General features: G+C 58.4%; 26 protein-coding genes. 14 read left to right on the plus strand and 12 right to left on the minus strand.

Features of this window, described 5'->3' with window-relative positions; all coding sequences use genetic code 11:
• The first annotated feature begins 387 nt into the window (after positions 1-387).
• Positions 388-822: a hypothetical protein gene (locus Q0G85_RS04420; RefSeq protein WP_297155104.1), complete on the plus strand. Its 435-nt coding sequence runs from the start codon at positions 388-390 to the stop codon at positions 820-822.
• 67 nt (positions 823-889) lie between these two features.
• On the opposite strand, the gene Q0G85_RS04425 is transcribed toward Q0G85_RS04420, so the two are convergent.
• Entirely contained in the window at positions 890-1,453 is a 564-nt protein-coding gene (locus Q0G85_RS04425; RefSeq protein ID WP_297155105.1) for a TetR/AcrR family transcriptional regulator, read from the minus strand.
• A 300-nt stretch (positions 1,454-1,753) separates the two neighbouring features.
• Here Q0G85_RS04425 and Q0G85_RS04430 point away from each other — a divergent pair, with 300 nt between their 5' ends.
• The 7 genes from Q0G85_RS04430 (at position 1,754) to Q0G85_RS04460 (ending at position 7,667) form a co-directional block, all read left to right on the plus strand.
• Entirely contained in the window at positions 1,754-2,692 is a 939-nt protein-coding gene (locus Q0G85_RS04430; protein ID WP_297155106.1) for an SDR family oxidoreductase, read from the plus strand.
• 39 nt (positions 2,693-2,731) lie between these two features.
• Positions 2,732-3,889: an acyl-CoA dehydrogenase family protein gene (locus Q0G85_RS04435; RefSeq protein WP_297155109.1), complete on the plus strand. Its 1,158-nt coding sequence runs from the start codon at positions 2,732-2,734 to the stop codon at positions 3,887-3,889.
• 143 nt (positions 3,890-4,032) lie between these two features.
• Positions 4,033-4,788: an electron transfer flavoprotein gene (locus tag Q0G85_RS04440; protein WP_297155111.1), complete on the plus strand. Its 756-nt coding sequence runs from the start codon at positions 4,033-4,035 to the stop codon at positions 4,786-4,788.
• A 48-nt stretch (positions 4,789-4,836) separates the two neighbouring features.
• Entirely contained in the window at positions 4,837-5,721 is an 885-nt protein-coding gene (locus tag Q0G85_RS04445; RefSeq protein ID WP_297155113.1) for an electron transfer flavoprotein subunit alpha/FixB family protein, read from the plus strand.
• Positions 5,722-5,775: 54 nt separating this feature from the next.
• Positions 5,776-7,095 carry an FAD-dependent oxidoreductase gene (locus Q0G85_RS04450; protein WP_297155115.1) on the plus strand — a complete coding sequence of 440 codons (1,320 nt, stop codon included), beginning with the start codon at positions 5,776-5,778 and terminating at the stop codon, positions 7,093-7,095.
• Positions 7,092-7,391: a 4Fe-4S dicluster domain-containing protein gene (locus tag Q0G85_RS04455; protein WP_297155117.1), complete on the plus strand. Its 300-nt coding sequence runs from the start codon at positions 7,092-7,094 to the stop codon at positions 7,389-7,391. Before Q0G85_RS04450 ends, Q0G85_RS04455 begins: the two co-directional genes overlap by 4 nt.
• 30 nt (positions 7,392-7,421) lie before the next feature.
• Positions 7,422-7,667: a hypothetical protein gene (locus Q0G85_RS04460; RefSeq protein WP_297155119.1), complete on the plus strand. Its 246-nt coding sequence runs from the start codon at positions 7,422-7,424 to the stop codon at positions 7,665-7,667.
• Positions 7,668-7,792: 125 nt separating this feature from the next.
• Here Q0G85_RS04460 and Q0G85_RS04465 read toward each other — a convergent pair whose 3' ends face one another.
• Positions 7,793-8,176 carry a DUF4143 domain-containing protein gene (locus Q0G85_RS04465; protein ID WP_297155121.1) on the minus strand — a complete coding sequence of 128 codons (384 nt, stop codon included), beginning with the start codon at positions 8,174-8,176 and terminating at the stop codon, positions 7,793-7,795.
• 219 nt (positions 8,177-8,395) lie between these two features.
• On the opposite strand from Q0G85_RS04465, the gene Q0G85_RS04470 reads away from it, so the two are divergent.
• Genes Q0G85_RS04470 through Q0G85_RS04480 form a run of 3 tightly spaced genes read left to right on the plus strand, consistent with a single transcriptional unit; the run spans position 8,396 to position 9,352 of the window.
• On the plus strand, positions 8,396-8,569 hold the full coding sequence (locus Q0G85_RS04470; protein ID WP_297155123.1) for a hypothetical protein: 174 nt from the start codon (positions 8,396-8,398) through the stop codon (positions 8,567-8,569).
• Positions 8,569-9,051: a hypothetical protein gene (locus tag Q0G85_RS04475; RefSeq protein WP_297155125.1), complete on the plus strand. Its 483-nt coding sequence runs from the start codon at positions 8,569-8,571 to the stop codon at positions 9,049-9,051. Before Q0G85_RS04470 ends, Q0G85_RS04475 begins: the two co-directional genes overlap by 1 nt.
• Positions 9,038-9,352 carry a hypothetical protein gene (locus tag Q0G85_RS04480; protein ID WP_297155126.1) on the plus strand — a complete coding sequence of 105 codons (315 nt, stop codon included), beginning with the start codon at positions 9,038-9,040 and terminating at the stop codon, positions 9,350-9,352. Before Q0G85_RS04475 ends, Q0G85_RS04480 begins: the two co-directional genes overlap by 14 nt.
• Positions 9,353-9,737: 385 nt before the next feature.
• Here Q0G85_RS04480 and Q0G85_RS04485 read toward each other — a convergent pair whose 3' ends face one another.
• The 4 genes from Q0G85_RS04485 to mazG all read right to left on the minus strand — a co-directional run bounded on the left by Q0G85_RS04485 (position 9,738) and on the right by mazG (position 14,014).
• The gene (locus tag Q0G85_RS04485) at positions 9,738-10,565 is read right to left on the minus strand and encodes an ABC transporter substrate-binding protein (RefSeq protein WP_297155129.1); all 828 of its coding nucleotides are present in this window, start codon (positions 10,563-10,565) and stop codon (positions 9,738-9,740) included.
• A 309-nt stretch (positions 10,566-10,874) separates the two neighbouring features.
• Positions 10,875-11,999, minus strand: coding sequence for an aldo/keto reductase (locus tag Q0G85_RS04490; protein ID WP_297155131.1), 1,125 nt, complete (start codon positions 11,997-11,999; stop codon positions 10,875-10,877).
• A gap of 352 nt (positions 12,000-12,351) precedes the next feature.
• Positions 12,352-13,059 carry a GTP pyrophosphokinase family protein gene (locus Q0G85_RS04495; RefSeq protein WP_297155133.1) on the minus strand — a complete coding sequence of 236 codons (708 nt, stop codon included), beginning with the start codon at positions 13,057-13,059 and terminating at the stop codon, positions 12,352-12,354.
• 1 nt (position 13,060) lies between these two features.
• Positions 13,061-14,014 carry a nucleoside triphosphate pyrophosphohydrolase gene (mazG, locus tag Q0G85_RS04500; protein ID WP_297155134.1) on the minus strand — a complete coding sequence of 318 codons (954 nt, stop codon included), beginning with the start codon at positions 14,012-14,014 and terminating at the stop codon, positions 13,061-13,063.
• Between the two features lie 179 nt (positions 14,015-14,193).
• On the opposite strand from mazG, the gene Q0G85_RS04505 reads away from it, so the two are divergent.
• Together Q0G85_RS04505 and Q0G85_RS04510 are read left to right on the plus strand one after the other, a co-directional pair.
• Positions 14,194-15,033 carry a cysteine hydrolase family protein gene (locus Q0G85_RS04505; RefSeq protein WP_297155136.1) on the plus strand — a complete coding sequence of 280 codons (840 nt, stop codon included), beginning with the start codon at positions 14,194-14,196 and terminating at the stop codon, positions 15,031-15,033.
• A gap of 6 nt (positions 15,034-15,039) precedes the next feature.
• Entirely contained in the window at positions 15,040-15,876 is an 837-nt protein-coding gene (locus tag Q0G85_RS04510) for an RNA methyltransferase (RefSeq protein WP_297155138.1), read from the plus strand.
• A gap of 216 nt (positions 15,877-16,092) precedes the next feature.
• Here the strand turns inward: Q0G85_RS04510 and Q0G85_RS04515 are convergent, their stop codons facing one another.
• The 6 genes from Q0G85_RS04515 to Q0G85_RS04540 form a co-directional block, all read right to left on the minus strand.
• A complete protein-coding gene (locus Q0G85_RS04515; RefSeq protein ID WP_297155140.1) occupies positions 16,093-17,007 on the minus strand; it encodes a DUF2064 domain-containing protein in 915 nt (304 codons plus the stop codon).
• 26 nt (positions 17,008-17,033) lie between these two features.
• Complete coding sequence (locus Q0G85_RS04520) at positions 17,034-17,462, minus strand: universal stress protein (protein ID WP_297155144.1); 429 nt, start codon at positions 17,460-17,462, stop codon at positions 17,034-17,036.
• 109 nt (positions 17,463-17,571) lie between these two features.
• Positions 17,572-18,948 (minus strand): molybdopterin-binding protein, encoded by a 1,377-nt coding sequence (locus Q0G85_RS04525; RefSeq protein ID WP_297155146.1) that lies wholly within the window; start codon positions 18,946-18,948, stop codon positions 17,572-17,574.
• A gap of 191 nt (positions 18,949-19,139) precedes the next feature.
• Positions 19,140-19,409 carry an ACT domain-containing protein gene (locus Q0G85_RS04530; protein WP_158050176.1) on the minus strand — a complete coding sequence of 90 codons (270 nt, stop codon included), beginning with the start codon at positions 19,407-19,409 and terminating at the stop codon, positions 19,140-19,142.
• Between the two features lie 107 nt (positions 19,410-19,516).
• Positions 19,517-20,098: a GTP cyclohydrolase I FolE gene (gene folE / locus Q0G85_RS04535; RefSeq protein WP_297155148.1), complete on the minus strand. Its 582-nt coding sequence runs from the start codon at positions 20,096-20,098 to the stop codon at positions 19,517-19,519.
• Between the two features lie 6 nt (positions 20,099-20,104).
• Complete coding sequence (locus Q0G85_RS04540) at positions 20,105-21,025, minus strand: exodeoxyribonuclease III (protein WP_297155150.1); 921 nt, start codon at positions 21,023-21,025, stop codon at positions 20,105-20,107.
• Positions 21,026-21,402: 377 nt separating this feature from the next.
• Between Q0G85_RS04540 and Q0G85_RS04545 the strand changes: the two genes are divergently transcribed.
• Positions 21,403-22,077 (plus strand): response regulator transcription factor, encoded by a 675-nt coding sequence (locus Q0G85_RS04545; RefSeq protein ID WP_297155151.1) that lies wholly within the window; start codon positions 21,403-21,405, stop codon positions 22,075-22,077.
• Positions 22,078-22,109: the final 32 nt, after the last annotated feature.

Here is a 22,109-nt window from a genome sequence, read left to right on the forward strand (position 1 = left end):
AACCTGCGTTTTGGTATTTCCGATAACTCCAAAGGCTATTACAAAACCTATCCCTACGCCCTTTAAACGCCCTCGAGTGTTCGTAGCGAATTTTCTTTGCCAGGCAGCGCTCTATGCGTCTGATCTACACGCCCCGTCGCTCGGCTTGACGGCGCAACTCCTGTTGAGCCATCGAAAGATATTCTACGGGCACGCTTTTCGTCAACCAAACGCCATTTTGAGCTTAGTCTACATTTCGCAATATGCCAAGAACGCCTCTAGGGAAGCGCTGATTAATTCGCGGCCGACGGCGCGCCGCACGCCGCCCAATCCATCCCCCGACCTGCGGGAACGGCCTTGACTTGAGATAATATTCCCAGGTCAAAGCGATAAAACGGGAGGCGCGCCATGGACCGACAGACCACCATCGCCGATACCGAGGACTCCTCGCTCAGGCGCTCGACCAAGCGCGAGGCGTTCCTGGAGGCCATGGACGCGGCGATTCCCTGGGGCGAGCTGGTCGCCGCCGCCGTCGAGCCCTTCTACTATCCCGGCAAGCGCGGCCGCAGGCCCATGGGGGTCGAGAAGATGCTCAGGATGTACTTCCTGCAGCTGTGGTTCTGCTACACCGACTCGGGATACACCGACGTCGTCAAGAGGCCCGAGGTGGCCGGGGGCCCGGCGCTCGCCGAGGTGGAGTGGGTCGTCGCCGAGAAGCCGTCCAGGATCAGGGGCATGAGGGGCCTGGCTTGGGGGTTTGCTGGAACTAAATGCAAAGATCGCGGAAGGTCAGCGAAGGGTGGGAGACCAAGGAAGGCCTTAAAGAGGAAACTGCGGGCATAAGGCAACGCCGGCGTGCGGCAGTTCCAGAGCCGCCTCCTTGTGGATCCGCCCTGTTAATGGCATGCCGCTAATTCGCATCATCTATCATGCCGTAGATACCGCGCGTCGCCACGCAATCCATAAGTGCCATCTTCTCGGGAGGTGTCAACATGCCCTCTTCTGCCCATTGGATGACCATACTCGCGATTGCCTGCGCAGTGAAGCGGACGAAAAAATCGAGCGTCTCGGGGTCAAAGGTTTTCTCATCACCCATATAACCCTCGATAAGTAGTCGCCAGCTGTCGAGATTTCGTGCCTGCATGTAATCACGAAGCGAATTCTGCCCGCGGAAGCGTACTGCCTGACAATAGAAATCCCTGTCGGCATACATCTTTTGAAGGCATTCATAGGTGATGCCGGACCAGTTATCCGTATGGTTCCTGATGAAGTCTTGCAAAGGGACGATGACGTCGTTCTCGAAGGTCCAATTGATCAGGTCATAGATATCGAGATAGTGATTATAGAACGTTCCTCGGCTCACCCCGCAGGCATTTGAAATATCGGATACCGTTACGGACTCCAATGGCTTCTCGAGAATCAGGCTCTTAAGGGTGTTGGACAGCTCCCTTTTAACAAGATCATTGCGTTTCATGGAAAACACCCTTTCCCCAAAACCTGTCTAAGTATAAAACGAACAGGGGCATTAAGCTCGCCATCATCTTGAACATCAGGATAGGTGATGTTCAAACATTTAACAAACCCTACGCACCGTTCAGTTTTCGGACAGTCAGAGAGAGCTGTATAGGTTCTAAACAGGGTATCCCCATTGGTTATGGTACTTCGTGAGCGCTCGGCGTAAGTTCAATTCAGCAAAGGACGCAAGGGTGCCCATTTGACATCAGATTTTCGAAATACGTCGAAATATGCGTCCAAGGACCTGAAGGAGGCCACCATGGAAGACTACGCTAGCAAGACCATCGTTATCACAGGAGGTACCTCGGGACTCGGGCTTGCCCTTGCTCGCATCCTGGGGAAGCGCGGAGCACACATTGTCATCACGGGCCGACGAACCGAGAAAGGCGATGCCGCCGTTGCCACGCTAAGCGAAGAAAACATCGAGGCAAAATTCATCCAGCAAGACGTCACCTCCGAAGAGGATTGGAACAAGCTTGCCTTCACGGTGAAGCAGGAATACGGAAAGGTTGACTACCTGTTCAACAATGCGGGTGTGATGCTACAGCCCAATGCGCTTATGAAGACAACGCTGGAAGACTGGCACTGGATTGTCGACACGAACTTCTGGGGCTCCCTGTACGGCCTTCGCATCTTCGGGGGCCTCATGTTCACACAACCGGAAGGCGGCCGCATTGTGACGACGGCTTCCACTGCAGGCGTATCGGCGTTTTCCGGGTGGGCACCCTATTCAGTCACCAAGACCGCGCTTGTGCGTCTGGTGGAAAACTACCAGACCGAGGCTGCAAAGTTCGGTTTGGAGAAGGTGAAGTACAACATCTCCTTGCCGGGTGTCTTCGAGTCCGATATTGCCAACAGCACGCTGCACCGCGGCGAACGCTACAACAACATCGGCAGCAATGGCGAGGAAATGCCCCAATCTGTCGCGCACACCGAAGCCGGTGACCGTCTCGGCATGCTTACGGCCGAGGAGACAGCACTAATTATTCTCGATCAGATTGACGAAGGTCGATTCTACCTGCTTCCCCATGCCGATCTCACCGAGCGTGTGGTCAGTTTGGAAGCTGAAGCTCTCAACAACAATGGTCAGCCCTGCGACCAAGCCATCGTCGACTTCGCATTTTATGCCGAGAAGCTGGCTGCTCAGGGAATCACGGGAGGCGGCGACAATGTCAGCCGTCTGACCATGAGCAACTAAACCTCAGACAGCAAGGAAGATCATGAGTTAGGAGTACCCATGTCGTATTTTCTTAATGACGAGCTGGAGCTTCTCCAGGAAAGTGCACGCGAGTTTGCCGAGCAGTACGTTGCCCCAGCCGTTGCCGGTATGGAGGAAAGCAACGAATTCCCTCGTGACCTGTATTTGAAGGCGGGAGAACTCGGATTTTTGAGTCTTATCGTTCCCGAGCAGATTGGTGGCGCGGGGATGGGTCTCACGGCAGTAGGCGTAGTTGCCGAAGAAATCGCAAAAGTATCCCCAGCATTTGCCATCAGCTTCTATGTTGACAGCTGCATGGTAAGTTATCTCATGGAGTCGCCGAACAGGGAGGTACTCCTGAAGAAATACCTTCCCGGTCTGATGACGGGATGGACCGTGATGGCAGCGGGAATCACGCCGCCACAAGGATCCACGAATATCCCCGAGTGGCCTGTGCTTGCCAAGCGCGATGGGGACGATTGGATTTTGAACGGCAGCAAGCTGTACGTGACCAACTGCGGAAAAGCCGATCTGGTGGCCTTTGTCGGGCTAACCGAAGATGGAGAGATGCGCTGCTTTATCGTAGAGACCTCCGACCCCGGGGTCGATGACGACCACATCGAGAGCAAGCTCGGACTGGCTGGCAACGGTTCCGGATCTTACTTCCTCACCGATGTTCGCGTCTCCGATGAGTACAGCTTCCCGAAGAACCCACTTGAGGGAATGGGGCCTGGCAACGCGCTTTGCGCAGCGGTCGCCCTCGGATGCGCGGAAGGCGCACTTGCCCGCACGATGGACTTCGTGAAGGAACGCAGTCACAAGGGCAAACCGGTCGGCGCTCGTCAGGTGGTTTCTCATCGTATCGCGCGGATGTGGGGAGCTATCGAGCAATCTCGTGCCCTTATCTTCGAAGCACTCGGCATGGCCGATCGTGTCATTGCCGGAGTGAACCGCTCGGAGGGACCGAAAGCAAAGATGCTCACCAACACGGCGAAATATACCGCATGCGAAATGGCCGTGGATGTGACGAAGCAATGCGTGTGGCTTCATGGTGGGCTCGGTGTTGTGGAGGAGACCGGCATCGCCCGTTATCTGCGCGATGCCGAGACGCTCTGCGTGGCAGACGGAACTCCCGACCTCCATGTGGAGTCGGTGGCATTCTTACTTGGAATGCCGGATGCCCAACTTACCGTTTAGCAACTCACTTCTACGATGAAACGGAGAGAAGCTTTCCATAGCTTTTCTCCGTTTCCCCCAGAGAGCATTGAGACAAACGTCATAGATGGCATGCCCTCACTCTCTGGGGGAATACAGAAAAGCGGATAGGAGCAGGTACTGTCGTGAATATTCTCGTTGCATATAAAGTGGTTCCCGACGACCAAGATATTCAAGTTAGGAAGGACCATTCGCTGGACATGTCGAAGGCAAAGAGCGTCGTGTCAGCCTACGACTTGAATGCCATTGAGGCAGCTGCACAACTGGCTGAGGCTAATCCCGGTTCCACGGTGACCGCTATAACCACAGGTCCCGCCTCAATCGACGACTCAAAGCTCAAGAAGAACGTGCTTGCTCGCGGAGTGAACGAGCTGCACATGGTTGCCGACGACGCCTGTCTAAATATGGACAGTGCTCAAACATCCGAGGTGCTCGCCGCGATGCTAGCCGACTTGTCCTGGGATGTCGTAATTTGCGGCGATGGGTCGGCAGACGAGTACGCCCAGCAGGTGGACGTGCAACTCGCAGCACGTCTTGGCGTCCCGTCCGTCAATGCAGTGACCTCTATCGCGGTCGAGGGAGACGCTCTTATCGTCGAGCGAACGCTTGAAGATGCGATTGAAGAAGTTCGTGTCCCTCTTCCCTCAGTCGTGGCCGTCACTCCTGATATAGCCGAACCACGCATCCCCGGCATGAAGGATATCCTTGCCGCTGGCAAGAAGCCCATGGAAGTCAGTCTCTCCCCCATCGCTCCCAAAGCTGCCATAGAAGTTGTTTCTTGCTCGGCATTCGAGGCTAAGGAGCGGACGTGCGAAGTACTTGATGCTTCGGAATCCGGCGCAATCGAGCAATTTGCCGCTGCTCTCAAGGCTGCATTGTAGCCCGTGACTCCAATTTTGGTTCACGTTTCGATCAAAGGAGAACGTTTCATGAAAGCACTGGTAATCGCAGAAAACGGAGACGCCGCGCGATTCCTTGCCGCTGGCGCACGCTCACTAGCCGACCAAGTCGTGCTCGCCTTTCTGGGAGATGCTCCGCTGGGGATTGCCGACAAGGCCTATTCCATCAAGGTTCCGGAAAACGCCGTGGTTGATGATGCCTACCTCACTGTCAAGAGCAGATATGACATCGAGTCGCCTGACGTGGTACTCGCCGAACCAACACGCCATGTTAAAAGCGTAGTCGGGCGTCTGGCGGCTTATGCCGATACAGCCGTTATCACAGATGCCACCGCATTCGCAGGGGAAGCTGCCAAGAGTCTATACTTCGGTGGTGTGGGTGAGCGCGTTCGCAAGAATTCCGGCCCTATCGGCTTCTATACGATGGATCCCAATCTTTTCCAAGATGCCGATATCTCAGGAACCGATGTGGTCGAGGAGCTTGCCTGGATAACACCGGAGCGTTCGCTTACGCTCGTTTCCTCCCGCAAACGCGATAAGAGTGGAGAAGACCTCTCCAAGGCCGATGTCGTGGTCGCCGCTGGGCGCGGTTTTGCAGAGGAATCCGATCTTGAGCTTGCTCGCAATTTGGCCGACAAGCTGGGAGGCGCCCTTGCTTGCTCGCGACCGCTCACGGAAGGCGTGAGCTGGTTGCCAAGCGACACCTATATTGGCGTATCGGGTCTCATGCTCGCCCCAAAAATTTACGTAGCCTGTGGCATATCCGGACAGATGCAGCACATGGTCGGCTGCAATCGATCAGGCACCATATTTGCCATCAACAAGGACAAGAATGCACCTATTTTCAAACAATGCGACCTTGGCTTAGTCGGAGATGTGAAGAACGTGATTCCTGCCATCGTGGCAGCGCTCTAGGATGCAGCAATTGTCCGGAGCCTTCATGCATCACATGAATGACCGAGTTTGGAGATGGGAAAGGAGTCTAAGGTGTCCGATGCCGATTTCGATATCATTGTTGTAGGAAGCGGATGCGCCGGGGCCGTTGCTGCCTATGTTGCCGCTAACGCTGGCAAGTCGGTCCTTGTCATCGAGCGGGGAAACTATGCAGGGGCCAAGAATATGACGGGCGGACGCATTTACGCGCACTCCTTGAAGGCGGTTTATCCCTGTTTCGAGAACGAGGCGCCTATCGAGCGCAAGATCACGCATGAACGCATCGCTATGGCCGATGCCGAGTCATCCATGACAATTGACTTCACTTCTCCGGAACTCGCCCGCGAGGGCGCCGATTCCTATAGCGTGTTGCGCGGTCCCTTTGACCAATGGCTTGCCGAGAAGGCCGAGGAAGCGGGTGCGGAATACATCTACGGAATCGCTGTTGAGGAGCTCGTAAAGGACGATGCTGGCAAAGTTATAGGCGTGCGTGCCGGCGACGATGAGATTACCGCGAGCGTGGTGATAGTCGCAGAGGGCGTGAACTCACTTCTTTCGGAGCGATTCCTTGGAAACGCACGACCCAAGCCACATCAAATGGCGATCGGCATAAAGGAGACGTTCGAACTACCCGCTTCCGTTATTGACGACCGGTTCCTCTTGTCCGAAGGCGAGGGTGCGGCCATGCTCTTCGTAGGCGCACCCACTCACGGCAAGGTGGGTGGGGGTTTCCTATACACGAACAAGGAGTCCATCTCGCTTGGGCTGGTGGCTACCATATCCACAGCAGCGGAAGCTACTAATAACACCCCCGTTTACCAGATGCTCGAGGATTTCAAGACTCATCCTTCTGTCGCTCCTATTTTGCGCGGCGCGAAGTTGGTTGAACACTCGGGTCACATGGTTCCTGAAGGTGGATACGACATGATTCCCACCTACGTGTTCGATGGCGCGCTTTTGGTCGGTGAGGCTGCAGGGCTATGTATGAATATGGGATACCAGGTACGTGGTATGGATTTCGCCGTGGCAAGCGGACGCATGGCTGCAGAGGCGGCAATCGATGCGCTGGCCGCAGGGGATACGAGTGCCACGGGACTTGCTGGCTACAAAGAACGTATGGAGAACTCCTTCGTAATCAAGGATCTCGAAACCTTCCGGCGCTGGCCCCGTGTGATGGAGGATTGGGATGCCATGTTTAGCGATTATCCAACCATGGTGCGAGACATCTTGAATGCCATGTTCTGCGTGGATGGACAGCCCCAGGAACATTTGATCAAGCGCATTGTACCCATATTGAAAAAACGGGGATTGTTCAAACTCGGTCGCGAAATGAGGGGAGCGCTGAAGGTTCTATGAGCGAGATCATTTCCATTACGGTCAACATTGATGAGCTCCTTGCCGTGAACAAATACGAGGTAGATGAGGACCATGCTCATATCGAGTTGGTCGATGCCCCCGATATCGAGGAATTCAAGAAGCTTGTGCGGGTGTGCCCGGCGGCGCTCTACAAGATTGACGAGAACGGCAATCCCAGCTTTGACTATGCAGGGTGTTTGGAATGCGGTACTTGCCGCATAGTCTGTGAAGATAGCATTATCAAAAGATGGGAAAACCCACACCCGACGATGGGCATCGAATATCGCTACGGATAGATATTCCAGGAACGAACATTGGCGGACCGTATGCGCGTACATGTGCATGTTGCCGAAGAACGGTATGAGCTTGCGATGCGCAGGGATATCGCGAACTTCCTGTTCGACAACCTCGCGCAGTTGCATGCCTACGACACGGTCAAGGTCTACTACGACAACGGCCAGCACACCATCGCGAAATCGCTTCACCGCGCGATCGAGTACGCGACCATACAGCCACCGCCACGGACGAGAAGCTCTTCGGCAAGTGGTCCGATTTCAAGAAGGACATACTGAAGAGATGCGCAAAAAGTTTTCCTAGCGAAACGTCGATTGCTCGGTGCTTGCTGCGGGATTTCGCCGACACATGGACAGTTTGGAGAACTCGCCGATATTCAGCATGCCGAATGCCCCTTTCCCTGTTACTCACCTACTGTCAGGCCTAACCTTAGGAGAGAGCCAAGGGGGTGCCTTTCGGTTCTTCGACATGCCTTTCTATGATGTACTGGCGCAGCACGTCGGTCGCCCAGCGGCGGAACGAAGTCGACCTCCTTGCCGTAAAACTTGCCCACATGCACGCTCCATCCTTCGTAGAATAGCTGGAGATAAACGGCGTTCTCGAACAGTCGGCCGGTATCCGTGACCCTGTAGCCGGCCATCCAGGTCCTAAAGCCGGTGTCGACGATGTACTCCTTCGGGTTTGTCTTGAGGATCGCCTTGCCGTGTAGGTCGTAACGCGTGGCGCGGTAGAACAGGAAAGCCTCCTCGAGGTATCTGTCGCGGCTTTTCAATCTGTTGCCCTTCAAGAAATGCTCCTAAAACTCAAATCCAGTTTCACTTTTGGGAGTACCATAACTCCGCGACACAAAAGGAGCCAAGAGCCCACCTCAAGACGCATCAGCCAGAAGGCTTGCGTTTCTGTCAGAAGGTGCGGCAGCTTGCGCGATCCTCGTCGACCGGCAAATGCGAAGCCGCAAAAGCGGGAGCATGGAGCGCACTGCGGCGCTTCATTTCGCTAGATCGGCTTGATAGGATGGCGAATCACGGTTTTGAGCTTCTCCGGCGCGCACCTGCTCTGGTACGGCAGCGACCAGTACGGCGTGGCGGACCACCCGCGCTCGAAGGGCATCCCCGTGCACGTGTACCCCGCAAAGGGGCGCGGAAGCCTCTGCCGTCACGATGGCGGAGGCGATCGTTAGTGGGCGGGCATGCAAGCGGGCTGTTTCCGGGGGCTATTGACGAAGTCGAAGGGATCCCAAACGCGAAACCGCTACCATCGAGATCAAGATGTTTCCAGGAATCGCTGATTGCGGAAGCTCAGTCGGAGGGATTAAGCATCAGCCCTGATAATGTCCTCGGAATTGCAAAGAGCGCCGATGGAAAGATCATCTGGATCGAAACGGGAACCACAGGCGTTAGAGGCAGCGGCCTCGCTCACATAATCGAGGAGCACGGAAAGCAGTTTAGCAAGAAAGGCATCGACGGCTCAGCTCTTCCCGATTATCTTCTCCGCGCCGTTACAACTGGTGAGATAGTCGGCATGCAAGATACTCGGCCGATTTACGAGTTTGCATATAATGGAATCCGCCAACGTGTTGCAATCACCGTATCCCGCAACGGATACATCGTCGGAGACGATCCGAAATCCTTGCCTAAGGAGAAGAAAAATGAAGACAATTAAGATTCGAATGGAATATGAGTGCTACCCAGTCTGGCTTTACGATAGCGAGGGCTTCGTTGAAGATACCGCACTTCCATTAGAGTTGGCGAATGACCAAGAGCTTGATGAGAAGTTCAAGTCACTCCAGTCGCAATTCGATGCAACCTACGTCGACACCCCAACTGCTTTTTTCAACAAAGGATTCACGTCACCAAAAGAGGAGAAAAATTTTAAAGACGACCTGAAGGCTGCCGTGATTGAGCTTATGGAGAAATGTCCAAGCATCTATTCAATAGAAGTCTCCCCCGAGCTTATCGACTAAGTTGAACAGGGGACACATGCTCGCAAGGACCGTCTTGAACGGTAAGTCCCCAGCGAACACCGAACCGCCCCCCATCTCCTGAACATTGAAGAGATGGGGGGCTTTTTATAGCGAACTTCTCTGGGACCCTGCAGCTATCAATCGAAACCGCATGCACCCGATCCCCCCGCCCTGTCAAACGCGCGACAAATCAAAATCGAGGAGGTCGGCGAGTGCGCCGGCAAAAGAAAAGCCCTATCCCGCCCTCGAGCTTTCTCGCTTCTCGGCGAGCCGCTCTCGGGCGGGATAGGGCGTCAACGGCGGTTCTCGGACGCTAGGGGCGCTAGCAGCACGCGAGCTCTCGCCCGTTGCGGGCGCTCAGCGAGCGGCGTGCGTCAGAAGCAGTTTACCCGAGCCACTTGGCAGCGAGCTGCTCGACGGTGCCGTCATCCTGAAGCTTCTTGATGGCCTCGTTGATGGCCTTGGTGAGCTCCGGATTGTCCTTGTTCACGGCAACGGCGTACTCTTCGCCGGTCGCAACCTCGAGGACGACCTGCGCATCGCTGTAAGCCTCGGAGAGCATCTTCTTCACGACAGCGGCGTTCGTGCACACGGCAGTCGCCTGACCAGCCTGCATGGCGGCGAAGCTATCGGTGGAGTTGCCGTAGGGCTGGATAGTCGCGTTCGGGAAGTTCTCGCGGCAGTAGGTCTCGCCGGTGGTGCCGGACTGCACGGCGATGATGACGCCGGCCTTGTTCAGCTCTTCCTTGGCGTTGTCCTTGGTGATCGCGCCGTCCTTCATAACGGCAACAGCCTGGTCATCGACGTAGTAGGTGTCGGTGAAGTCGGCGAGTTCCGCACGCTCGGGCTCAACGGTCATGCCAGCGAGCACAACGTCGAACTTGCCGCCGGCAGCAAGGCCGGTGAGCAGCGTGTCGAACTGGTTGTTGACGACTTCGAACTTGAGGCCGAGCTCGTCGGCAACAGCCTTGCACAGGTCGACATCAAAGCCGACAGCCTCGCCGTTCTCGAGATTCTCGAACGGAGGATAGTCAGCGGAGGTGCCCATCGTGAGCGTGCCATCCTTGACAAGCGTGTAGCTCGTTTCGGCCTTGGCGGAATCATCCTTCTTGGTGTCGTTGCCCGCAGTGCTGTTCGAGGAGCATCCGAACAGGGCAAGCGAAGCGGCGAGCACGCCAGCGGCGAGCACCACGCCCAGCTTCTTCATTTTCATCTTCCTTCCCCTTTCCATTCTCAAAGCAAGATGAGATATCACGTTCACTATAAAGGCTTGCAAACCCTTTGTCGAACAAGAAAAGGCCAGATGCTGTTACATCTTTGTTACAGGCGTGGATAATCGGGGTACGGCGCCGCCGCGCACTCCCAGCCGCGCACGCCCCGCTGCCAGCAGCCGATCGCGACAGCTCCGCAGCGCGACAGCAGCGAGCACCCCACCGTTCGCACTACCCGCCTGCGCCGCATGCCGCACCACCAGCAGCAGCTCGCGCCCCCGCCTCGCGACAGACCTGTCTCCCGCGCGGCCTTACTCGAAGTGCTCGACGGCAGTCTTCAAGTTGTCGATAATGCCGATCTGCTGCGGGCACATCGATTCGCACAGGCCGCACTCAATGCAGTCGGACGCGCGACCGGGCTTCGCCTGCCAGCTGTACAGGTCGCTCACAAACTTGTTGTTCTCGACCTGCGCCTCGAGGTTCAAAAGCCCCATGATCTCGGGGATGGCGACCTCCTGCGGGCACCCCTTCACGCAATAGCGGCAGTTCGTGCAGGGAATCGCCGCGATCGACTCGAGGATTTCGCGCGTCTGGGCAAGCGCCTCAGTTTCCGCCGGGGAAAACGGCTCGTTCGCTTTGAAGTCGGCGATGTTTTGGCGAACCTGGTCGATCGTCGACATGCCAGAGAGCACCGTGAGCACGCCTGGCAGGTTGTAGCAGAAGCGATATGCCCAGGACGCGAGGCTTTTCTCGGGGCTGCAGGCGACCAGCGGCGCCGCGACGCGATCTGCCAGGTTGACGAGCATCCCGCCGCGGGCGGGCTCCATGATGATGACGGGGACGCCATGCTCGGCGGCCACTTCCATGCAGCGACGCGACTGCGTGACCGGGCTTTCCCAATCGAGGTAGTTCACCTGCAACTGCACAAACTCCATCTCGGGGTGGTCGGTGAGCACGCGATCGAGTGTCTCGGGGCCGTCGTGCATGGAGAAGCCGACGTGGCGAATCAGGCCGTCCTGCTTAGCCTTCTGCGCGAAATCCCACATCCCCCAGTCGTCGAAGACCTTCGTGCGCTTTCCGCCCACGTTGTGAAGCAGGTAGAAATCAACGTAATCGGTACCCAGACGCTCAAGCGACGTGGGCAGATTCGACTTCGCCGTCTTCTCGTCGGGACACGCCCAAGCAAGGCACTTCGTGGCGATGGTGAAAGACTCGCGCGGGTGGCGAGCGACGAGCGCCTTCCCGAGGGCCTTCTCGGATGCGCCGTTATGGTAGACGAACGCGGTGTCGAAGTAGTTTCCGCCGCCAGCCAAATAAGCGTCGACCATCTGCTCGACATGCTCGATATCGATTGCAGTGGGGTCTTTCGGATCGGTTTGCGGCAGACGCATGCAGCCGAAGCCGAGCTTCGACACGCGCGCAAAATCTGAGTTCATAGGTGCTCCTCTCTCTGGGATGCACCCATGATAAAACCTCGAGCTCACCTGAGGTCAAGAAAGGGCCGCGGGAACGCGGCAATTGCGCAGAAAAATGGCCCCAACCTGCCAGAAATCGAGCGAAGTTCATCAAATTGGCGGCCTTCATCGCGTCAGTTAGCAATTGGCAACGCCAAATGAAATGGAGACCTTAGGAAAACACCTGGTCGGAAGCAAGCCGCCAAATTCCTCCCCCAAGCGACAGGGGAAAATGAGCGACCCGTTGATGAACTTCGCCCGATTTCTGGCAGGACCCCCTGTATTTTTGGTCACAGGAGGTCCAAACACCCAACCGCAGGCGCACAGACACCCGCTATTCGGAGTCAAGCGCTCGCGCGAGAATCTGCATGCGCGCTTCGACGTCCTCGATAATGCGGCTGCAATCCTTCAGCTCGCCGTAGGAATCGATGCCCTCGATCTCGCGCTTCGCCTTGTACTTCAGGTCATGTTCGAGGCTCGCCCAGAAGTCCATGGCCACGGTGCGCAGCTGAATCTCGACCGGTACCATCTGCTTGGAATCGAGGAAGTACACGGGGATGCGGACGATCACGTGCAGACTGCGGTACCCGTTGGGCTTGGGGTTGGCGATATAATCCTTCACCGTGACAATTTCCAGGTCATCCTGGCGCTGCAACAGGTCGAACAGGTTGTACACGTCGCTGATATAAGAGCAGATCACGCGGATGCCCGCGATGTCCATGATGTACTTCTCGATGTTCTCGAGCGTGCGTTCCTTGCCGTAGCGACCGATCTTCTCGATGATGCTCTCGGGGGTTTTCACACGCGACTCGACATGATGGATGGGCGTGCGGTCTTTGCGCAGGTTCAGGTCCTGGTCGAGAATCTCGAAGCGGACGACCATCTCGCGCAGCGCGGCTCGGTAACGCTGGCTTAGCTCGCGAAGCTTCGTGCCCGCCTCTCGTACGAACTCGATATCATCCTCCGACATGTCCTTGCCAATGGTAAGCGACCACGTGTCCCTGTGGTCTTGCTCGCTCAAAAGCTGCGCGGCGCTCGTCATCTTATTTCCCCTTCACTTCGCCCCAGAGCTTGTTTTGCTCCGAGGTCGAGAAATCTTGCATACGTTTTCCCTGTTGGGAGGCGATTTCCTCCATCGCTGCCCAACGGGCGCGGAATTTCGCGTTCGAGGCGCGAAGAGCACTTTCGGCGTCGATCCCCATGCGCCTGCCCACATTGACCAGGGCGAAAAGCACATCGCCGAACTCCATCTCCGTCGCTTCGGCGAGACGGGCCGCCTGCTCTTCATCGAGATCGTACTCACCTGCCACGGAAGTGTCGATCTTGCCGTTCGCAGCATGCGGGGCAGAAGCGTACGCCTCGATGAGCTCGGCTTTCTCCTCGGCGACCTTTCCCCACACGTCTTCGATGGAGTCCCATTCGAAGCCTACGGCCGCGGCCTTGCGAGAAATCTTCTGCGCCTCCATAAGCGCAGGGAACGTGCGCGGCACGCCGTCGAGCAAACCCTCGGGTTTACTCGCGCCCGTGCCGTCAGCGTCGCCTGCCGCCTGCCGCTCTGCAAGTTTCACCTGATCCCAGACGTCAAGCACTTCACTCGCGTTGGACGCCTCGACGCTTCCGAACACATGCGGATGACGGCGCACCATCTTGGCGTTCACATCGGCGCACACATCGTCGATCGAGAACTCCCCCTCATCGGCGGCGATCTGGCTTTGAAGCACCACCTGCAAAAGCACGTCGCCAAGCTCTTCGCGCAGATGGGAGGTATCTTCCTCCTCGATCGCGCACACCGCCTCGTAGGCTTCCTCTATCATATTGTGAGAAATCGATGCATGCGTCTGCTCACGATCCCACGGACAGCCGTCCGGGGCCCGGAGAGCCGAGATAGTGGCGACGAACTGGTTGAATGCTGGATGATCGGTCGGATTCCCGTATCGGTCGAGTGCGCCATCGGGAGCCTGGGCGCCCGCTTCGGCAGCGTTTTCTTCGTTTGACACTGTTCCCCTTTTCCTATTTGAGAATACGAGTATACCCGCATTCCCGACGCAATCCCATACCGTCACCGATTCCGTTGAGGAATCGCTAAACTGCGCAATAACCCGCACGCGTTCGCTTCGTCCACCACCTGGGTGCAAGGCGCTATACTACGAAAGTCGGCCACGAGGAAAGCGATCCAATGATAGAACCAACACGTGCAGCATTTCTGCTGATAGACATGCAAAATGGCTTCATCGACCCCACGAGCGCCCTGTGCGTTGCGGGCGCTGCGGACACGGTGCCCGCCTGCGCCCACGCCCTCGATTTTGCGCGCTCGATCGGGATGAGCATCTTCCATATCCGCCGGATTTACAGCGCAGACGGGGCGAACGTGGAACCCGTGCGCTATCGCCAATGGCGCGATGGAGGACGCCCCCTTTCCTCCGCAAGCGAAGACGAAAGCTCGCTCAACTGGCCCGATTTGCTAACGCCCGCAGACGGCGATCGCGTGATGGTGAAGCCGCGCTTTTCGGCGTTCTTCGACACGCAGCTCGACGACGTGCTCTCGCGCGAGGGCATAAGCACCGTGGTACTTGCGGGCACCACGACTCCGAACTGCGTGCGTTCGACCTGCTACGACGCGCTTTCCCTGAACTACAACGTCGTCATCCTGGAAGACGCCACCTCCTCGCGCACGCCCGAGGTGCAGCGCGCGAACATCGAGGACATGGCGTATATCGGCGCGCACATCATGAGCGTGGCGGAATTCCTCGAACACGGGCTCTCCCAAGTGCAGGATATCGCGGGCGACACGGCGCGCGAGATCGAGGCAGAATACTACGCAGCCGGCAAGGCGGAAGGCCAAGCCGACCAAACGACGGGTGCGGCGGCACCTTGCGGCGCTCCCACGCCGGGGCACCACTCCCGCACGCTCGGCTCCCGCCCGTTGACGCCAACGGGCACAAGCGCGCCTTCCGCGATGAATGCCTCAGCGAGCGCGCTCGAGCTCCCCACGATGCACGCCCCAAGGGGAATCTAAGCTGCCATGATCGTGAGAATCAGCACGCTCGAGGATGATCGCCTCGACGCCTACGCGCGGCTTACCGAGGCACAGCTGCGCAACAAGCTCGAACCCGAAAAGGGTATCTTCATCGCCGAGTCGGGGAAGGTGATCGAGCGGGCCCTCGCAGGAGGGATGGAACCGTTGTCGCTGCTCATGGAGGAGAAATGGCTGCCTTCCATGGCCGACATCATCGCACGCGTCGAGCAGATCGACCCCGCTATCCCCGTGTTTGTCGCCCCTCATGACGAGCTGCAGAAACTCTGCGGCTTCGAGCTGACACGCGGCGCCTTGGGGGCCTTTCGCCGACCGCGCCCGCTAAGCGTCGCCGAAGCGTGCGAAGGTGCGCACGTCGTCGCGGTATTAGAAGACATCACGAACCACACGAACGTCGGCGCAATCTTCCGCTCGGCAGCAGCACTTGGGGTCGATGCCGTGCTCATCACACCAGCATGCTACGACCCGCTCTATCGGCGCGCCGTGCGCGTGTCGATGGGCACCGTGTTCCAGATTCCCTGGGCACGCATCGGGGAAGACTCCCGCAATTGGGCACAAACCGGCATCCCGCTGCTCCACGAGCTCGGCTTCACCACGGCAGCGCTCGCGCTCTCCGACAACTCGGTGAGCTTGCGCGACGAGCGCCTGAAATCGTGCGGGAAAATCGCGCTCGTATTGGGCACGGAAGGCGACGGCTTGGCCGAAAGCACCATCGCACGCTGCGATTACACGGTGAAGATTCCCATGTATCACCAGGTAGATTCCTTGAATGTCGCCGCAGCAAGCGCTGTTGCCTTCTGGGAGTTGGTGGTTCCGGCGGTCTAACGACCGCCGGAACAGGCCGAGGATGCGCGAGGCTCTGGCGGCACAGCTGGCGTTCCAAGGATTTCTCGCGTACCGAAGTACGTTTTGAACTCTTTTCACGCCAGCTGCACTCGCCAGAGCCTCGCTCGCTGGCTTAAGGGCGAAATGGGAGACAAAGCACTCCCCTCGCTGACTTTGGGGCAGGATGCGCGACGGCAAATCGCCCGCCCAATTCCCTTACTTGTCGATTTCCTCGCGCGGATCGTGCAGGTCGTTGGGGGGGACGCGTACTTCGTCCCATCCCATTTCCTTGAGCGCCTGGGCCGTGCGCCACGGCGGCGTGACGTCGTCGTATTGCGCGCAGTAGTTGAGCGCCTCGACGAGCGTGATGTTGTGCATGAGGTCGGCCATCGTGTCCACATCGGGAATGGGCGGCAGGTAAAGCGCGGGAAGCCCCAGCTTGCGCGCCTTGTCGATATAAGCAGGAAGCACGGTGAGGCCCTCTTGGTTGTAGAACACGCCCGAGTGGTCGAAGTCGGTCTCGCGCGTCCAGCCGATCACCGACACGCCCATCTCCTGGTCAGGAGCAAGCACGATGCCGCCGCCCGCAACCCCGTCGAGCTTGTGGAGCGCGCCAAACCCTGCGCGCACGTCGGCCTTGGTAAGCGCGGGCATGTCAGCACCCATGGAAAGGATGCAATCGGCGCCGCGTTCCCACGTTTTCTCGAACGCCTGGTTGTAATGCTCGTCGAAGCTGGCGCCCTCATCGCAAAGAAATACCAGCTCGCGCGGCCATTCGCCCGCATCGGAGAACAGCTTGCGCATCACCTCGACGTTCTTTTCGGGCGTCGTCGAGATGATCATCTCGTACTCGTCGCGAACCACTTCCTCGCCTGCGGCTAGGGCCGCCTGCGCCCGCTCGGCACTTTCGCGCTCCAAATCGGCCATCGCCGCGCAGCAGATTTCCACCACGTCGAACAGCATGCAGTGGTAGAGCCCCGAAGCAACTTCGGGTTGGAAGACACCGTCTTTCAGCACGGTCAGGCGGGTTTTCACCAAACCCGGAATCGGCGGCTTGCTGAACAAAAGGAGCGCGTTTTTGCGCACGCGCTCCTTTTTCATGCCGCCCTGCTCGCTTTTCGATTCGCTCACAGAACGCTCCTTGTTTCTAATGTCGCTTACTTGGCGATAAGCACCGGCACCGATGAGCCGTGCAGCACCTTGTGGCTGACACTGCCCATGTATTCCTTCATGCCCGAAAGCCCGCGGTTGCCGATGACGACGAGGTCGTATTCGCCCTGGTCAATCAGCTTCACAATCTCGGTAGCGGGGTTCGTTCCCGTGATGAGCATCGGGTTCAAACGATCGGCTGCATCCTCATGCTCGCCAACCAGCCTCTCGAGCAGCGCCTTCCCGTCGTTCATCATCATTTCCAGGATGGAACGGAAACTCGACATCTGCGAATCATCGAGCAAGGGGATGGGCACCACGTACACCAAGTCGATGACAGCATCGGGGTTGTTCTCGGTTACGCTGATTGCAAGCTCCAACGCCTTGCGACCACCGTCAGTTGCATCCACCGCAGCGAGCACTTTGTTCATAGACATAACGCGCTCCTTTCTCCCCGCACCTTCGGGCACCGGGTTGCCGTTGCAAACTGTAGATCACTGGAAAAGAGTATAACACCACGCGGAGAACCACTGTCGAAGAGCTTCGCTAGAGAAACTCGACCTCGATGATGTCGCCTGCCGCAGGGGGCTTAATGCCGGGGCCCATGCCCATCATGGTGAAGGCGTTCGCTCCCCATGCCGTCTTCGACCCAGGGCGACCGTCGATCGGCGTCGCCTCGAGCACGCCGTCGGCGCTCGGCGCCACGCGGAGGGGGCGGATGCCGAAGAATTCAGGCTCTCCCGGCGCATGGTCGGGATGTTCGCGCGGACGAACTTCACCAGCAGGCTTGCCGTTCTTCGCACCCGAACCGTGCTTCGACGCGGGGAAGGCTTCCGTCAAGCGCGCCGCCGTCTTCGGCACGATGGGATCAAGCCCCAGGAACTTGCGCATGAGCGGGCGCAGGTAGAAGTCGAGGGTGAACGACGCGCCGCCCGAAGGACCGGAGATGCCCACGATGGGCACCCCATCGACGACGGCATAGGAGCTGTGGTGCCCGGGGCCGTGGTTCGTCTGGTGGCAGATCATTCGTCCCATCTCTTCCATGACCTCGCACGACCAGTCATCCGAGCCCTTCGAGGAGCCCGCGTTCAGAACGACGATGTCGGCAACTTCGCATGCGCGCTTGATGGCTGCCTCGATTTCGGGGCGCTCGTCGCACACGATGTCGAAGGGAACGAACTGTCCGCCCCATGCTTCCACCTTCGCGTGCACGAGGATGCTGTTCGTCTCGAAGTTGCGCCCGCGCGCCGCGAACTGGTCCACGCGCGTCGGATCGAGCGGAATACCTGCGGGAACGAGCTCGTTGCCCGTAGGAATGAAGGCCACGCGGGGCTTGCGGACCACAGGAACCACGGCATTGTCGCCCGTGCCCATACGCGCCGCGACATCGGGGGTGACGACCGTGCCGGCAGTCGCGAGGACATCGCCGCGCTTCATGGTCGAGCCCGCAGGACGCGTGCCCGCGCCCTCCTTCGATGGCGCAGCGTCGATGGTCACATGCTGCTGGTCTTCCGACACCTGCACATGCTCGATGACGATGGCGGTGTCGAACCCTTCGGGCATCGCGACGCCCGTGTTCGCGAACTGCCAATCCACCCCGCGGACCCATGCACTCGTGTCGGGCAACTCGCCTTCCGCAAGGTTCTCGAAGTCGGACCAGTGCAGGGCAATCGAGTCCATCGCGCACGTGAGCGCGGAGGGCATATCGCAACGAGAGACCACGTCATAGGCGAGCACGCGCCCCACCGAGTCGGCGAGCGCCACCTGCTCGCAGCACTTGCGGGCAACCTCGCTGCTATGCAAATCCTCGCCCGCGGAAACATTCGCCCAGCCAAAACCCGTAGGCGCCGCGTCCATGGCCTCGAGCATCGACGAGACCGCCTGCTCGCGGGAAAGCTGGATATGCTGGGAATGATCTCTCATAGTTCCTCCTGTTCACGTGCCGCAGCACAAGCTTGCGACGTTTATCGCGTACGCTCTATTATAGTGAATGACGAATAGAATCGGGCAAAAAGAAAGCCCGCCGAGAAATACACTTCCCGACGGGCCGTTTTCCCATATAGTGGCGATTTAAGGTCAAGTCTGGACAAAAACGCCAGTTCAGAGGTCGATTTCTAAATCTTGTACATGTACTGGAAGACGTCCTCGCGCTGGATGATGATCTGCACGCCGAGGTCTTCTCCTACTGCCTTGAGCTTGTCCTGCACCGTGTCGAAGTCGGCCTTTTCCGTATCGAGCGTGGTGAGCATCGTCATCGAGAAGATGTCGTTCAAGATCGTCTGGCTGATGTCGTCGATGTTCGCACCGCATTCCGCAAGCGCCACCGCCACCGCCGCGACGATGCCGCTGCGGTCCTTGCCCAGAACAGAGATAACGCACTTCATAGTTGCACCTTTCGTCCGTTTCATGCGACACCCATACTACCTGATTCGCTTGGTGTTTGCGTTGCGCGCCACGCAACTGCGCACAAAGAGGATGTACCCGAGGAAGCCTAGCGAACGTCGCGCAAGATAAGCGACATGGCCTCGCTGCGGGAAGCGCGCGAAGCCGGCGTCGAGCCTGCGAACACGCCGCGCACCGCACTCGTGACCGTGCGGCTGCCCGGTTTCTTCACGCCGCGCATGCTCATGCACATGTGTTCAGCCTCGAGCACCACGATGACGCCCTGCGGGCGAAGCTGTTCGACCAGGGTGTCGGCGATCTGCCCAGTCAGGCGTTCCTGCACCTGAGGGCGTTTCGCGAACACCTCGACGAGGCGCGCGAGCTTCGAAAGCCCGCACACGCGGCCGTCCTCGGCGGGGATATAGCCGATGTGCGCCTTGCCGAAGAAGGGCACGAGATGATGCTCGCACATGGAATAGAAGGAGATGTCGCGCACGAGAACCATCTCGTTGCAGTGCTCGTCAAAGGTCTTCTCGAAGTGAACGGCCGGATCTTGCGCCAGGCCCGCGAACACCTCTTCGTACATACGAGCCACGCGAGCAGGGGTTTCGCGCAGCCCTTCGCGATTGGGGTCCTCGCCGACGCCTTCGAGAATGAGGCGCACGCCTTCTTCGATTTTACGGGTATCCATATGCCGCTAATCCTCCAGTGCTATGTCAATGCCCACCGGGCAATGGTCGCTTCCGAATACTTCATTGTAAATGCTCGCGTCCTCCACCTTGTCGGCGATTCCATCGCTCACCAAAAAGTAATCGATGCGCCACCCCGCGTTGTTCTTTCGCGCGTTGAAACGGTAGCTCCACCACGAGTACGCGCCCGTCGTATCGGGATGGAGCGCGCGGAAGGTGTCGGTGAAGCCCGCGGCGAGCAAAGTGGAGAATTTGCCGCGCTCCTCGTCGGAGAAGCCCGCATTACCCCTGTTCGGACCTGGGTTCTTCAAGTCGATCTCGTTGTGGGCCACGTTGAAGTCGCCGCACATGACGACAGGTTTCGGCGAGGATGTCTCCCCCGCCTCCGTGCAAGGAAGCACTTCTTTGGGCATATGTCCCGCCCCAAGCGGATGGCGCGGAGTGTCCTTCGGGGCCTCGGGCGCCAGCACGACCAGGCCGTCGGCATCGGCGCGCTCGACGGGGACATCGCCGGGAAGCACGCCCTCCTCAAGGCCTTTGCAGAAGTCGCGGAACGCATCGTCCCATTCCATGCGATGCCCGATGCGGGCGAGCTCGTTTTGCGCGTTCGGCGTATAGACGTCGACGAACCAGAATTCCGGAAACTCAAGCGCGACGATGCGGCCCTCGGTGTCGAGGTATTCCGAGCCCAGCCCGTGGAGCACCTGCAGGGGCGCACGCTTGGTGAAGACTGCCGTCCCCGAGTAGCCCTTTCGCTCGGCGTAGCTCCAAAACTCCAGGTACTGCGGGAGATCGAGCGTCGCCTGCCCCGCCTGGAGCTTCGTTTCCTGCAAGGCGAACACGTCGGCATCGAACTCGGCGACTATGTCCTCGAAGCCTTTTTTCATGACAGCGCGAAGGCCGTTCACATTCCACGAGATCAGTCTCATCGATTCACCTTTCCAAGCAAAGAGCAACCCGCTGGCACGCTGGCTGCGATTGAGGTGGATGCATCGGTCGCAGCCCGAGCGGACGCGCATTCCGCAATCGAAACTGGCACGCCTTCCGTAGTCGCAGCCGACGTGCCTTCCGCAGTCGCAGCGGGCACACCTTCCATAGTCGCAACAGTATAGCGCGTGCCCGCTTTCCGAGATTTCGAAAAAACGAGAGATTTGCGCTTGTCATTTATTGGCATACGTCTTATACTTGAAAAGGTCTGAAACACACTGAGCGAACGCCCGCTGCCTCCTTATCCGGGCGTTCGCTCGCCTTCCGCTTCCCCCATTGCGCTATCATTGGCCTATCTACTTGACTCGGAAGGGGCTCGATGGCGCGTTTGCTCATTGTCGAAGACGATGTCGCTCTCAGGGAGAATCTTGTGCGCATGCTGCAGCTCAAGGGCCACGAATGCCTTTGCTGCGAGTCGTTTGAGAACGCCGCGGGCGAAGCTTTGGCTGCCGCCCCCGACTGTATCCTGCTCGACCTTTCGCTTCCCGGCGCGTACGGGCATGAGATTTGCCGCTCGATTCGCCAGGAAAGCAACGTCCCCATTATCGTGCTGACTTCTTCGGACAGCGAGTTCGACGAGGTCATGAGCATGAGCGTCGGGGCAGATGACTACGTGGTCAAGCCGTATCGCCCCGCTGTGCTGCTCGCACGCATCGACCGCGCCCTTGCCCGCAGCGGCTCTGCCGATTCAGCACGCAGACAAATCGAGCGCGGCGGCGTGTCGCTCGACCTTGTGCGAGCAGAGGTCGCATATCGCGGCAAGAGCGTAGAACTGTCGCGCAACGAGCTTCTGATTCTGCGCGTCCTTATGGAAAACGCCAGCTCCATTATCTCGCGCAGTGAGTTGATGGACGAGCTGTGGCAAACCGACGCCTTCGTCGACGACAACACGCTTACGGTGAACGTGAATCGCCTGCGCCGCAGCCTGCAGTCCGCAGGTGTGCCCGACGATTTCATCACCACCCGCCGCGGCCTGGGGTATGTGATTCGATGAACGGCCCCGTTCGGGAAAAATCCGCAGAAGAG

Source organism: uncultured Ellagibacter sp. (genome assembly GCF_934617235.1).
GTDB lineage: Bacteria > Actinomycetota > Coriobacteriia > Coriobacteriales > Eggerthellaceae > Ellagibacter.